This is a genomic window from Streptomyces sp. NPDC050439, from assembly GCF_040655335.1.
Classification (GTDB): domain Bacteria; phylum Actinomycetota; class Actinomycetes; order Streptomycetales; family Streptomycetaceae; genus Streptomyces.
This window is the reverse complement of the sequence record NZ_JBFAJT010000006.1, coordinates 468,663-481,186: the sequence shown is the minus strand read 5'-3', so window position 1 is coordinate 481,186 and position 12,524 is coordinate 468,663. Positions and strand designations below refer to the sequence as shown.

11 protein-coding genes are annotated in these 12,524 nt (G+C 71.7%); 9 read left to right on the top strand and 2 right to left on the bottom strand.

Annotated features, from left to right (window positions below; genetic code table 11):
- Nucleotides 1–95: 95 nt before the first annotated feature.
- The 4 genes from AB0I66_RS26730 to AB0I66_RS26715 all read left to right on the top strand — a co-directional run bounded on the left by AB0I66_RS26730 (nt 96) and on the right by AB0I66_RS26715 (nt 4,942).
- Nucleotides 96–692: a DJ-1/PfpI family protein gene (locus AB0I66_RS26730; RefSeq protein ID WP_363210473.1), complete on the top strand. Its 597-nt coding sequence runs from the start codon at nt 96–98 to the stop codon at nt 690–692.
- Complete coding sequence (locus tag AB0I66_RS26725; protein ID WP_363210472.1) at nt 689–1,231, top strand: helix-turn-helix domain-containing protein; 543 nt, start codon at nt 689–691, stop codon at nt 1,229–1,231. Before AB0I66_RS26730 ends, AB0I66_RS26725 begins: the two co-directional genes overlap by 4 nt.
- Before the next feature lie 79 nt (nt 1,232–1,310).
- Entirely contained in the window at nt 1,311–3,302 is a 1,992-nt protein-coding gene (locus tag AB0I66_RS26720) for a serine/threonine-protein kinase (RefSeq protein ID WP_363210471.1), read from the top strand.
- Between the two features lie 101 nt (nt 3,303–3,403).
- Nucleotides 3,404–4,942 carry a substrate-binding domain-containing protein gene (locus tag AB0I66_RS26715; protein ID WP_363210470.1) on the top strand — a complete coding sequence of 513 codons (1,539 nt, stop codon included), beginning with the start codon at nt 3,404–3,406 and terminating at the stop codon, nt 4,940–4,942.
- A 6-nt stretch (nt 4,943–4,948) separates the two neighbouring features.
- Here AB0I66_RS26715 and AB0I66_RS26710 read toward each other — a convergent pair whose 3' ends face one another.
- Nucleotides 4,949–6,232: an adenylosuccinate synthase gene (locus tag AB0I66_RS26710; protein WP_363210469.1), complete on the bottom strand. Its 1,284-nt coding sequence runs from the start codon at nt 6,230–6,232 to the stop codon at nt 4,949–4,951.
- A 164-nt stretch (nt 6,233–6,396) separates the two neighbouring features.
- Between AB0I66_RS26710 and AB0I66_RS26705 the strand changes: the two genes are divergently transcribed.
- A complete protein-coding gene (locus AB0I66_RS26705; protein WP_363210468.1) occupies nt 6,397–7,224 on the top strand; it encodes a diacylglycerol kinase family protein in 828 nt (275 codons plus the stop codon).
- Between the two features lie 43 nt (nt 7,225–7,267).
- Here AB0I66_RS26705 and AB0I66_RS26700 read toward each other — a convergent pair whose 3' ends face one another.
- Nucleotides 7,268–7,795: a MarR family transcriptional regulator gene (locus AB0I66_RS26700; RefSeq protein WP_363210467.1), complete on the bottom strand. Its 528-nt coding sequence runs from the start codon at nt 7,793–7,795 to the stop codon at nt 7,268–7,270.
- Nucleotides 7,796–7,896: 101 nt separating this feature from the next.
- Here AB0I66_RS26700 and AB0I66_RS26695 point away from each other — a divergent pair, with 101 nt between their 5' ends.
- The 4 genes from AB0I66_RS26695 to AB0I66_RS26680 all read left to right on the top strand — a co-directional run bounded on the left by AB0I66_RS26695 (nt 7,897) and on the right by AB0I66_RS26680 (nt 12,521).
- Nucleotides 7,897–8,817, top strand: a complete 921-nt coding sequence (locus AB0I66_RS26695; protein WP_363210466.1) for an ABC transporter ATP-binding protein — start codon at nt 7,897–7,899, stop codon at nt 8,815–8,817.
- Nucleotides 8,814–10,424, top strand: a complete 1,611-nt coding sequence (locus tag AB0I66_RS26690; RefSeq protein WP_363210465.1) for an ABC transporter permease — start codon at nt 8,814–8,816, stop codon at nt 10,422–10,424. Before AB0I66_RS26695 ends, AB0I66_RS26690 begins: the two co-directional genes overlap by 4 nt.
- 160 nt (nt 10,425–10,584) lie before the next feature.
- On the top strand, nt 10,585–11,856 hold the full coding sequence (locus AB0I66_RS26685; RefSeq protein WP_363210675.1) for a histidine kinase: 1,272 nt from the start codon (nt 10,585–10,587) through the stop codon (nt 11,854–11,856).
- Nucleotides 11,853–12,521 (top strand): response regulator transcription factor, encoded by a 669-nt coding sequence (locus tag AB0I66_RS26680; RefSeq protein WP_363210464.1) that lies wholly within the window; start codon nt 11,853–11,855, stop codon nt 12,519–12,521. The genes AB0I66_RS26685 and AB0I66_RS26680 overlap by 4 nt, the downstream gene beginning before the upstream one ends.
- Nucleotides 12,522–12,524: the final 3 nt, after the last annotated feature.

Below are 12,524 nucleotides of genomic sequence, written 5' to 3'. Positions count from 1 at the left end.
CGAGGCCGACACCCACAAAGCCATTGACAGCATGCTGTCGAGATGACAGCATACTTACATCACAGCACGACGGAGCCCAGCCAACGGAGGCAGCCATGTCCCGCAAGCCCGTGCACCTCGCCGTTTACGACACGCTCGCCGACTGGGAGACCGGATTCGCCACGGCGTTCCTCGCCCGCGCCGGGTACGAGATCCGCACCGTCGCCGCCGACGCGTCGGCCCTCGTCACCACGGCGGGCGGCGTCCGCATCCAGCCCGACGTGGCCCTCGCCGACCTGCGGCCCGAGGACAGCGCGCTGCTGATACTGCCGGGCGCCGACCTGTGGGACGCGGGTGACGACCTCGCCCCGTTCGGCCGCGCGGCCCGCGCCTTCCTCGACGCGGACGTCCCGGTCGCCGCGATCTGCGGGGCCACCGCGGGCCTCGCCAAGGAGGGGCTGCTCGACGACCGCGCGCACACCAGCGCGGTGTCGTTCTACCTCGCGGCCACCGGCTACAAGGGCGGCGAGCGGTACGTGGACGTGGACGCCGTCACCGACGGCGGGCTGACCACGGCGGGGCCGACCGAGCCCGTGGCCTTCGCCCGCGAGATCCTCGGGCGGCTCGGCGCCTTCGAGGGCGAGAAGCTCGACGCCTGGTACCGCCTGTTCCACGACTCGGACGCGTCGGCCTACGAGGTGCTCGAATCGTGAGCGACGCCGACGCGGCCCGCGCGGTGCGGGAGCAGCAGGAGCTGTTCTCCCGCACCGCCCTCGGGGTCTTCAGGCTCAACGGACAGTTCCTCTCCGTGGCCGACGAGTTGGCGAAACCGGGCGGGCTCACCGCCGCCTGGTGGCAGGTGCTCGGCGCCGTCCTGCGCGAGCCCCTGCCCGTCGCCGGGATCGCCCGCTCCATGGGCATCACCCGGCAGAGCGTGCAGCGCATCGCCGATCTGCTCGTGCGGCGCGGCCTCGCCGAGTACGTGCCGAACCCCGCCCACCGCCGCGCCAAGCTCCTGCGCCCCACCGACGAGGGGCTCGCGGCCGTCCGCAGGATCAGTCCCGGCCACGCGGACGTGGCCGGGCGGCTGGCCGAAGCTCTCGGCGAGGAGGAATTCGCGGAGACCGTACGGGTATTGGAGCGGCTTTCCGAAGTGCTTGCCGCGAAAGTCCTTCCCGCCATGGAAGGAAATGCGGCGGATACGGCAGAGGGCACCGCGGCGGATACGGAACAACCCGTTACGGAGCCGTAGCAGGCAGTCCGCACCCCGATGTCCTGCCGCCCCACTATCCTCGATCTGTTGCACACCAACGGGGGAGGTCGGCGCGGCGATGGAGAAACTGGGGTCCGGGGATCCACAGCGAATAGGCGCCTATCGACTGCTCGCGCGACTCGGCGCGGGCGGCATGGGGCACGTCTATCTCGCGCGGTCCGACCGAGGGCGGACGGTGGCGGTGAAGCTCGTGCGGGAAGAGCTCGCCGAGCAGGAGGAGTTCAGGAACCGCTTCCGGCAGGAGGTGCTCGCGGCGCGGCGGGTCGGCGGCGCGTGGACGGCGCCGGTGCTCGACGCGGACACCGAGGCGACGATCCCCTGGCTGGCCACGGGATATGTGGCGGGCCCCTCCTTGCAGAGCGTCATCTCGCAGGACCACGGGCCGCTGCCCGAGCGGTCCGTGAAGATACTGGCGGCGGGGCTCGCCAACGCGCTCAAGGACATCCACGCGGCGGGCCTCATCCACCGCGATCTCAAGCCGTCGAACGTGCTCGTGACCATCGACGGACCGCGCGTCATCGACTTCGGCATCGCCCGCGCCCTCGAAACGGTCACCGACGGCGGCCTGACCCGCACCGGGGCGCTCGTCGGTTCGCCCGGCTTCATGGCGCCCGAGCAGGTGCGGGGCGACCGGATCACCCCGGCCTGCGACGTGTTCTGCCTGGGTTCGGTCCTCGCGTACGCGGCTTCGGGCTCGCTGCCGTTCGGCACGGCCAACAGCGGCGTGCACGCGATGATGTTCCGCATCGCGCAGGAGGAACCGGACCTCCAGGGGCTGCCGGAGGAGCTGGCCGAGCTGGTCGGCGACTGCCTGCGCAAGAACCCCGCCGACCGGCCGACGCTGCAGCAGCTCCTTGAGCGGACGGGAGCCGAGGACACGCTCGGCGACGGCGGCCGGACGCGGGACCCGTGGCTGCCGGGCGCGCTGGTGGCTCAACTGGGCCGGCACGCCGTGCAGTTGCTGGACACGGAGAATCCGGACGAGGGCGGCGCGGAGACGCCGTCCGCGAAGGACGCCGCGACCAAGGACGCCGCGACCAAGGACCCTGCGGCGAAGGGTCCCGGTGCGCCGGTGTCCCTCGCGCCGCCGAAGGAGCTGGCCGCGGGCAGCGGGGGCGCCGCGGCAGCCTCCGCCTCCGCCGCTGCCTCCCAGGGGAACGGCGCCGGGCCGGGACCCGCCGCCGATGACACCCCGCCGCCGCCCGGCAGGCCCGGCGAGGCGACCCCCCTGGATCACCTCCCCACGATGATCACCGGGCAGACACCGCCGCCGACTCCCCCGCCGGGACAGGCGTACGGCTACCCCCAGCAGCACCCCCAGCCCCAGCAGCACCCCCAGCAACCGCCGCCGCCCGGTTACGGCTACCCCCAGCAGGGTCCGTACGGCCCCACGCCTCCCTACGGACCCACACCTCCGTACGGCCCCCTCGTCCACCCCCAGGGCGAGCCCCCGCGCCGCAGCGGCCGGTCCACCGCCGCGCTCATCGCGGTCGCCGTCATAGTGGCCATAGGAGCGGGCGGCACGGTGTACGCGGTGATGAAGGGCGAGGGCAGCACGAAGGCGGGCGGCACGAGCTCCGATTCCCCCTCCGACAGCGCGCCTTCGACACCGGGCACACCCTCCGACGACGGATCGTCGGAACCCGATGACCCGGCCACGTCCCCGGCCTCCGAGGACAAGAACAAGGACGACGAGGGCACGGTCCCGGACAAGTTCCTCGGCACCTGGAGCGGGTCCATCCAGAACGACCTGGGCAGCAACTCCCGTCAGCTCGTCCTTCAGCAGGGCGAGGTCGGCGACACCGTCATCTCGATCACGGCGGACGGCCCGACCGACACGGGCGGCACGTATCACTGCGTGTTCCAGGGCAAGTTGGAGTCGGCGAGCGGCAACACCCTGCGCATCGGGCCGACGGACGTGATCGTCGGTCAGCCCGCGAGCTCGTGCAAGCCGGGCCAGGCGAGCACGGTGACGCTGCTCTCGAACGGCAGGCTGCACCGCGAGAACACGGGCACGGACAAGGGGCTCACGTATGACAAGGAGGGCTGAACCAGCCGCGCCACGCGGCTAGTTGAACCCCCGGCGAACAGATCACGTCCGGACGGACAAGCGCCGTCCGGACGTCGGCACCGCCGCCTACCGTGCCGCCCATGAACTGGTTGAGCACCGAAAACGTCATCGCCGTGCTCGCCATCCTGGTCGGCATCGCCGGCGCGTTCGTCCCCGTGGCGCTCGAACGCCGCGTACCGCGCCGCAAGCGCATCGGCTACCGCAAGCAGATGGACACGGCGATAGGCGACAACGTCCGCACGGGCGACGCCAACGCGCGGCTCGGCCTCTTCGACGAGGCCCCCGAGATGTCGGACGCGACGCTCGTGCTGCTGCGCGTCGAGAACGACGGCTCGCTGCCGATCGACGTGGCCGACTACACGGGCCGCTCGCCGCACGGCCTGACCGCGGTCTTCGAGAACCGCATCATCCGCGCCGTGGCGGTGACGCTGCCGCCCGAAGCGGACCATCTGATGGAGCACTTCGCGCCCGGCACGGGCCTCGGCTACGAGTCAGGCAGGCTGCACGTCCCGCGCGTGCCGCTCAACCGAGGCGAGTACTACAAGCTCCTGGTCCTGCTCACCGGCGGCCCCGTGGACAGCGGCTACACGGTCATCGGCGGTATCCAGGGCGGCGAGACGCACGAGAACCACAGCGCCGCGCCCGACGAGAAGCCGCCCGTGTTCAGCAGGCTGTCGCAGCGGGTGGCCATCGCGCTGAGCCTGGTGATCCTCGGCCTCGCGGGCCTGATCCTGCGCCCCGACGCCGAGCCGCCGCCGTCGTACTGCGAGACGGGCAGCCTGACCCTGACCGGGTCGACCGCGTTCGAGCCGGTGGCCACCGAGCTCGCGGAGAAGTACATGGACGCCTGTGAGGGCTCCGACATCGAGGTGAGCGCGCACGGGAGCCGGGGCGGTGTCAGGGAGCTGGCCGCGACGGACACCGGGCCCGGCGAGGGCTCACCGGCGGTGATCGCCTTCTCCGACGGGCCGCGCCCCGGCAGTTACACGCAGCTGAGCGAGACGCGGGTGGCGGTCTCCCTGTTCGCGGTCGTCCTGAACGACAGGGTGCCGGTCAAGAACCTCTCCATGAGGGACGTACGCCGTCTCTTCACCGGCGAGATCCGCAACTGGAAGGAGCTGCGGGGCGGCCCCGACCTGCCGGTGGTCCTGGTCAGCCGGGGGTCGAGCTCCGGCACGCGGGTCACCCTCCAGCAGCGGGTCCTGGGGGGCGCCCCGGAGATCCAGGAGTCCTCCAGCGACTGCCTGACGAGGGACATCGGCCCCCGGGCTCCGGTGATCCGCTGCGAACTCGACTCCACGGAACAGGTCCTGGACACGGTCGCCGCCACCCCGGGCGCGGCCGGCTACAGCGAGCTGCGCGACACGTCCGCCCTCAAGGGCGTGCACCGCGTGAGCCTGGACGGCCACACGCCGTCCGTCGACCACATCCAGTCCAGCGGCTACCCGTACCGCGAGATCGAGTACGCCTACACCTACGGCAGCCCGCCCGCCGACTCCCTCGCGTCGAGCTTCCTCGCGTACGCGATCCGCGGGAACGGGCAGGACGTGGTCCGCACCCACGGGCATCTGCCGTGCCAGACGCCCGTGGGACTGCGGATGTGCGGGTCCGCCGGATGAGAACCGCTAGATGAACGAGTTGATCTCGATCGTCTCCGTGCGGCCCGGACCCACGCCGATCGCGGAGATCGGGGCGCCGGACATCTCCTCCAGGGCCTTCACGTAACCCTGCGCGTTCTTCGGCAGGTCGGAGAAGGTCTGGGCCTTGGTGATGTCCTCGGACCAGCCGGGGAGGTACTCGTAGACGGGCTTCGCGTGGTGGAAGTCCGTCTGGTTGTACGGGAGTTCCTCGACGCGCTTGCCGTCGATCTCGTACGCCACGCAGACCGGGATCTGCTCCCAGCCCGTCAGGACGTCCAGCTTCGTGAGGAAGAAGTCCGTCAGGCCGTTCACGCGGGTCGCGTAGCGGGCGATCGGCGCGTCGAACCAGCCGCAGCGGCGGTCACGGCCGGTGGTGACACCGCGCTCGCCGCCGATGCGGCGCAGGTCCTCGCCGTCCTGGTCGAAGAGCTCGGTCGGGAACGGGCCCGCGCCGACACGCGTGGTGTACGCCTTCAGGATGCCGATGACGCGGCTGATCTTCGTCGGGCCGACGCCCGTACCCGTGCAGGCGCCGCCCGCGGTCGGGTTCGAGGAGGTGACGAAGGGGTACGTGCCGTGGTCCACGTCCAGGAGGGTGCCCTGGCCGCCCTCGAAGAGGACGACCTTGTCCTCGTCGAGCGCGTCGTTGAGGATCAGCGTGGTGTCGGCGACGTACTGCTTGATGTTCTCGCCGTGCTCCAGGAGCTGCTCGACGATCTGGCCGACCTCGATGGCGCGGCGGTTGTAGAGCTTGGTGAGGAGCTGGTTCTTGACCTCGAGGGCCGCCTCGACCTTCTGCTCCAGGATCGACTGGTCGTAGAGGTCCTGGACGCGGATGCCGGTGCGGTTGATCTTGTCGGCGTACGTCGGGCCGATGCCGCGGCCGGTCGTGCCGATCTTGCGCTTGCCGAGGAAGCGTTCCGTCACCTTGTCGACGGTCACGTTGTACGGCGTGATGATGTGCGCGTTACCGCTGATCAGCAGCTTCGACGTGTCGACGCCGCGCTCGTTCAGACCGCTCAGCTCGGAGAGCAGGACCGACGGGTCGACGACGACTCCGTTGCCGATGACAGGCACGCAGTCCGGGGAGAGAATCCCGGAAGGGAGGAGATGCAGCGCGTACTTCTGGTCGCCTACGACGACCGTGTGGCCGGCATTGTTGCCGCCCTGGTATCGCACCACATAGTCCACGGAGCCACCGAGCAGGTCGGTGGCCTTTCCCTTGCCTTCGTCACCCCACTGAGCACCGAGCAGCACAAGTGCGGGCACAGGCGTACACCCCTTCCGGGCGGGGCATGTCCAAGGTCAGGGGCCGTAGCCGCCATATGGGTGTGCCTTGGATGCTGCCCCGGAATAGACGAAGCCCCTGGCGCAATAGCGCAAGGGGCTCTTGCACAAAGATGCTACCCGAGGACTCAGAAAAGGGGCGCACGTTGTCGGCTCGCGACCAGCTGCTAGTCGTCATCGACCCGGTCGCCCGGCGCACGGACGGTGAGTCGGTACGGATCGCGAAGGACGTGCTCGGCGCGGGCGCATCCGTGCGCGTCTGCCTGCCCGAAGGCCCCGAGGATTTCGCGAAAGCCCTGGCCAGACGGGGTACGCGGCGCCCTGTGGTGATCGGCGACGACCGTGCTCTGGCGCGGGCCGTGGAGGTCCTCCACCGGGAGCGGGAGCTCGCGCGATGCGCACTCTCCGTAGTTCCGGTGGGTGCCACACAGACGCTCGCGCGGGCGCTCGGAGTGCCCGCCGGGGCGGTCGCGGCGGCGCGGGCCGTGCTCGAAGGGGCCGAGCGGCGGCTGGATCTGCTCGTCGACGACCGGGACGGCGTGGTCCTCGGGGAGCTGCGCATCCCGCCGGTCGCCGCCTCGGCCACCGGGGGCATACCGATGGACGGCCACCCGTGGCTGCGGACCTGCCAGTCCTTCGTGCGCACGCTCGCCGCGCGGCCCTCGCGGGTCGCTTCGGCGCCGGGGCCCGCTCCGGCGCGGCTGCGGGTGGAGGCCGACGGGGTCGTCGTGGTGGACCTGGACCAGCCGGTCGAGCGGGTCGCGGTGAACCCCGCCGACGACGGTTTCGCGGAGGTGGAGGTGCGCCCCTCGTCGGTGGGCGCCGAGGCGTCGCCGCTGCGGGTGCGGGCCCGGACGGTGACGGTGTCGGGGGCGGATTTCCGCTACCGGGCGGACGCGGTGGTGGGGGGTCCGGTGCGCACGCGGACGTGGTCGGTGCGGGCCGGTGCGTGGGGCTTGACGCTGCCTCGCTGAGGGCGGCGCGCGGCGCGGCCCACGATGTCCTGCCTGCCGGGTCCTACTTGCCGAACAAGGTCTCCCGGTGCACCCGCCAGCGTTCCAGCATTTCGGCCAGTTCGTGCTCGACGAACTCGAAGAAGGCGAGCGTCTCGGCCAGGCGGCGGCCCGCCGGGGTGTCGGGGCCCAGGCTGGTGACACCCTCGCTCAGGGCGCTCTCCCAGCGCTTGAGGATGCCGTCACGGTTGGCCAGCGCCTCGTACCACTGGTTGCTGTGCACCCGGAAGATGTCACGGCGCGAGCCGGGCTCGCGCTCCCGGGACACCATGTGCTGCTGCGTGAGATAGCGGACCGCCCCCGAGACGGCCGCGGGGCTCACCTGGAGCCGCTCGCCGAGCTCCGCCGATGTCAGCGCGCCCGAGTCCGCGGCGAGGAGTGCCGCGAAGATCCTGGCGGGCATCCTCGGCATTCCGGCCTCGACCAGCTGCGCGGCGAACTGTTCGACGAAGCGGCCGACGAGCTCGCCGTCACGGTCGCTCTCGCGGTCGCTGTCACGCTCGCTCGGCGGCGGCGCTGACTCCTTGGGCATCTGCTGATCATCTCCCTTGCGCGGTCGTGCGGTCCTCCGTCGACGAGTTTATACGCTTCCTTAACTTCACAAGTTTGTGAAAGTCGCGTACGTTCTGAAACATGACGAAGGCAATCACCGTCTCCGGGCTGCACAAGTCGTTCGGCCGGACACACGCGCTCGACGGTCTCGACCTCGATGTCGAGGCCGGTGAGGTGCACGGTTTCCTCGGCCCCAACGGCGCCGGGAAGTCCACGGCCATCCGCGTACTCCTCGGCCTGCTCCGCGCCGACTCCGGTGCGGCGCAGCTCCTCGGCGGGGACCCGTGGAGCGACGCGGTCGCCCTGCACCGGCGCGTGGCGTACGTCCCCGGCGACGTCACCCTGTGGCGCAACCTCTCCGGGGGCGAGGTCATCGACCTGTACGGGAAGCTGCGCGGCGGCCTGGACCGGGGGCGCAGGGCGGACCTCGTCGAGCGGTTCGAACTCGACCCGACGAAGAAGGGCCGCACGTACTCCAAGGGCAACCGGCAGAAGGTCGCCCTCGTCGCCGCCTTCGCGTCCGACGTCGACCTGCTGATCCTCGACGAGCCCACCTCCGGGCTCGACCCGCTCATGGAGGAGGTCTTCCAGGCGTGCGTCGAGGAGGAGCGCGACCGGGGCCGCACCGTCCTCCTGTCCTCGCACATCCTCAGCGAGGTGGAGACGCTCTGCGACCGCGTCAGCATCATCAGGAAGGGGCGGACCGTCGAGTCCGGCTCGCTCGCCGACCTGCGCCATCTGACCCGGACCAGCGTCACCGCCGAGCTCGCGGGGCCGCCCAACGGGCTGGCTCGGCTGCCCGGCGTCCACGACGTCGACGTGTCCGGGCAGGGTGACGCGGGCGGGCATCGCGTCAAGCTCCAGGTCGACACCGACAAGCTGGACGCCGTGCTGCGTTCGCTCACCGAGTCCGGGGTCCGCTCGCTCCTCTCCACGCCGCCGACGCTGGAGGAGCTCTTCCTGCGGCACTACCAGGACGACGCGGGGGCGGTCGCGCGATGACCGCCGTCACCGGGGCGCCGAGGTTCGCTCCCCGCCGCTCCCGTCAACTCGCGGGCACAGGCGTCCTGTTGAGGCTCGCCCTGCGCCGCGACCGCGTCATGATGCCCGTCTGGATCGTCGTCGTCGCCGGCATGGTCCTCGCGATGCCGGCCTCCCTGGAGAAGACGTACGCCACCGCCGCCGAGCGGGCCGACGCCATGCGGTCGATGAACGCCAACTCCTCAATGCGGGCGCTGTACTCGCCGGTGTTCGGGGACTCCGTCGGCGCGCTGTCCGCCTGGCGCATCGGGGTGTACGCCGCGATCCTCGCCGCCGTGATGAGCCTGATCATCGTCGTACGGCACACGCGCGAGGAGGAGGAGACCGGCCGCCAGGAGATGCTCTCCGCCGGGATGGTGGGACGGCGTGCGCCGCTGACCGCCGCGCTGCTCGCCGCGTTCACCGCGAACGCGGCCGTGGGGCTGCTCGTCGCCGGCGGGATGGCCGGGCAGGGCTCGGCCGGGGCGCTCGCGCTCGGGCTCGCTGTCGCGGGGGCCGGCATGCTCTTCGCCACCATGGCGGCGATCGTCGCCCAGCTCACGGAGAGCGCGCGGCTCGCCAAGGGGCTGACGTCCGGGGTCCTTGGGGCCGCCTACGTGCTCAAGGCGGCCGGTGACGCGGGAAGCGAGCGCGGGGAGTCCGTGCTGACCTGGCTCTCGCCCCTCGGCTGGACGGAGAACCTGCGGGCCTACGCCGGTGAGCGGTGGTGGGTGCTGCTCCTGACCGCCGGGGCGATCGTGGCGCAGGGCGCGGTCGCTTACGGCCTTGCGGGGCGGCGTGACGTCGGCATGAGCTTCCTGCCGACCCGGCCGGGGCCCGCGAAGGGCGGCATCGGCACGGCGGGCGGGCTCGCGTGGCGGTTGCAGCGGGGCAGCGTGCTCGGCTGGACGCTCGGATATCTGCTGGCCGGTGTCGTCTTCGGCGGGATGGTCGAGGGGGCGGCGGACATCGTCGGCGACAACCGGAACACCCGGGACATCATCGAGCGGATGGGCGGCCCGTCCGGCCTCACGGACGCCTTCCTCGCCACGATGGTCGGCCTGCTCGGGATGATCGCCTCGCTGTACGTCGTCGCCTGCGTCCTGCGGCTGCACGGCGAGGAGACCTCGCAGCGGGCGGAGCCGGTCCTCGCGGGTGCGGTGGGGCGGCTGCGGTGGGCCGGGGGCCACCTGGTGATCGCCTTCGGCGGTGCGGTGCTGCTGATGCTGGTGGGCGGGTTCGGGCTCTTCCTCGGGCACGGCAAGGATCTCGGGCCGATCCTGGGGGCGTGCCTGGTGCAGGTGGCGGCGGTCTGGGCGCTGGGGGGACTCGCCGTACTGCTCGTCGGGGCTTTCCCTCGGGCGGCGGTGGGGGCGTGGGGGGTGGCGGGGCTCTGCCTGGCGATCGGCTGGATCGGCCCCGCGCTCGACCTTCCACAGGCGGCACTGAACGTCTCCCCCTTCGGCCACCTCCCGAAGCTGCCGGGCTCCACGATGGCCTGGGGGCCGGTGGGTGCACTCCTCGCCCTGGCGGCGATCCTGGTGGCCACCGGCCTGGCGGGCCTGCGCCGCAGGGACCTCGCGTCATGACCCCGGGGCAGCCGTCCGGTCACCCCACGTAGTACCTGCGACGGACCCCCGAGGACCCCTCCCTGGCGGGACGACCCCTGCCTCCGGCCCCCGTACCTTCGTAAGCGTGACTGATGCGACCAAGACCGCGACCAGCGGCAACCGCAGCCCGGAGTTCCGTATGGCCGCGGGGGCGCTCGGAGGACTTCGGCAGGACCTCTTCCGGGATGCCTTCGCCTACCGCCCGCTGAAGGCGCTGCGCACGGACAGCCCGCTGATCCGGCGCCTCCCCGCCCGCATACGCCCGTACGCGGGCTGGGCCCCGCACGCAGCGGCCGCCGCGGCCGCCTTCTTCACCGTCCTGCTCGCGTACGCGGACGACCCCGTCGGCCTCGACTACGTGATCAGCGGTCTCGTTCCGGCCGCCGCCATCCTCATGACGCTGCTCAGGCCCATCGGCGCCTGGTGGCTCATGGTCGCCGTCACGCCCTTCGCCGGCGCCCTCGGCGGTGCTTGGGGCGAGTACCCGTGGCCCGCGAGCATCTTCTTCGCGCACCTCGTCGTGATGGCGGTCATCACCCTGCGGACCCGCCCCCGCACCGCCGCGTGGATGTGGGTCGGCACGGCGCTCTACGGGACCGCCGCAGAGGTCTCCTTCAGCCGCGGCTACGGCTCGAACACCCCGGAGATGCTCTTCCTCTCCGCGCTCGCCCTCCTCGCCGCCTCCCTCGTGCACATCCGCCGCGAGGCCAAGCACGAGGTCAGCGTCCAGCGGACCGTCACCGAGATGGAGCGCGGCAGGCGCACGCTCCTCGAGGAGCGGACGACCATCGCGCGCGAACTGCACGACGTGGTCGCGCACCACATGTCCGTCGTCGCCATCCAGGCGGAGGCCGCGCCCTACCGCGTCGAGAACCCGCCCCCGGAACTGGAGCAGGCGTTCGTCACGATCCGCGAGAACGCCGTGGCCGCCCTGACGGAGCTGCGCCGCGTCCTCGGCGTCGTACGCGCGGAGGACTACGAGGCACCCGACGCCCCGCAGCCCACGCTGGCCGACCTCGACCGGCTCATCGCGAACGTCCGCGAGACCGGCCTCGACGTCGAGAAGATCGTCACCGGAGCCGTCCGCGAACTCCCGCAGGGCGTCGAGCTCTCCGCGTACCGCATCGTCCAGGAGGCGCTGAGCAACACCCTGCGGCACGCGCCCGGCGCCACGGCACGCGTCGAGGTCGGCTATGTCCTCGGCGGCCTCGGCCTGCGCGTCGTCAACGGGCCCGCGACCGGCCTGGTCAAGCCATCGCCCGGCGCGGGCCACGGCCTGACCGGCATGCGCGAGCGTGTCACGATGCTGGACGGCGAGATGACGACCGCGGAGACAGCCGACGGGGGCTATGAGGTCACCGTCTTCCTGCCGGTCGCGCACGCGCCGGAACCCACCGGAGGCCAGGAATGACGATCCGCGTACTGATCGCCGACGACCAGATGATGGTCCGCGAGGGCTTCTCGGTCCTGCTCAACGCGATGCCGGACTTCGAGGTCGTGGGCGAGGCCGTCAACGGCCGCGAGGCGGTCGACCGCGTCCGCGAGCTCAACCCGGACGTCGTCCTGATGGACATCCGCATGCCCGAGCTGAACGGCATCGAGGCGACCCGCGAGATCGTCGCGGCCGACGTCACGTCGAAGGTCCTCGTCCTGACCACGTTCGACCTGGACGAGTACGTCTACCAGGCGTTGCGGGCCGGGGCCTCCGGCTTCCTGCTCAAGGACGCCTCCGCCCGCCAACTGGCGGACGGCGTAAGGGTGGTCGCCGCCGGTGAGGCCCTGCTCGCGCCCTCCGTGACGCGCCGCCTCATCACGGAGTTCTCCAAGCTGGGCGAGACGCCGCGCCTCTCGGCGACGGTGCAGGCGCAGCAGTACGGCGAGCTCACCGAGCGCGAGACGGAGGTGCTCGTCCTCATCGCGCAGGGCCTGTCCAACGGCGAGATCGCCTCGCGCCTCGTCGTCGCCGAGTCGACCATCAAGACCCATGTGAGCCGCGTCCTGGTGAAACTGGGCCTGCGGGACCGCACCCAGGCCGCGGTGTTCGCGTACGAGGCAAGGCTGGTCACACCGGGCTGAGCG

What these genes read in the sequence shown, in the direction of transcription:
- AB0I66_RS26730 (WP_363210473.1), top strand. Translation starts at nt 96, where the DNA reads ATGTCCCGCAAGCCCGTGCACCTCGCCGTTTACGACACGCTCGCCGAC.
- AB0I66_RS26720 (WP_363210471.1), top strand. Translation starts at nt 1,311, where the DNA reads ATGGAGAAACTGGGGTCCGGGGATCCACAGCGAATAGGCGCCTATCGA.
- AB0I66_RS26715 (WP_363210470.1), top strand. Translation starts at nt 3,404, where the DNA reads ATGAACTGGTTGAGCACCGAAAACGTCATCGCCGTGCTCGCCATCCTG.
- AB0I66_RS26700 (WP_363210467.1), bottom strand. Translation starts at nt 7,795, where the DNA reads ATGCCCAAGGAGTCAGCGCCGCCGCCGAGCGAGCGTGACAGCGACCGC.
- AB0I66_RS26695 (WP_363210466.1), top strand. Translation starts at nt 7,897, where the DNA reads ATGACGAAGGCAATCACCGTCTCCGGGCTGCACAAGTCGTTCGGCCGG.
- AB0I66_RS26690 (WP_363210465.1), top strand. Translation starts at nt 8,814, where the DNA reads ATGACCGCCGTCACCGGGGCGCCGAGGTTCGCTCCCCGCCGCTCCCGT.
- AB0I66_RS26685 (WP_363210675.1), top strand. Translation starts at nt 10,585, where the DNA reads ATGGCCGCGGGGGCGCTCGGAGGACTTCGGCAGGACCTCTTCCGGGAT.
- AB0I66_RS26680 (WP_363210464.1), top strand. Translation starts at nt 11,853, where the DNA reads ATGACGATCCGCGTACTGATCGCCGACGACCAGATGATGGTCCGCGAG.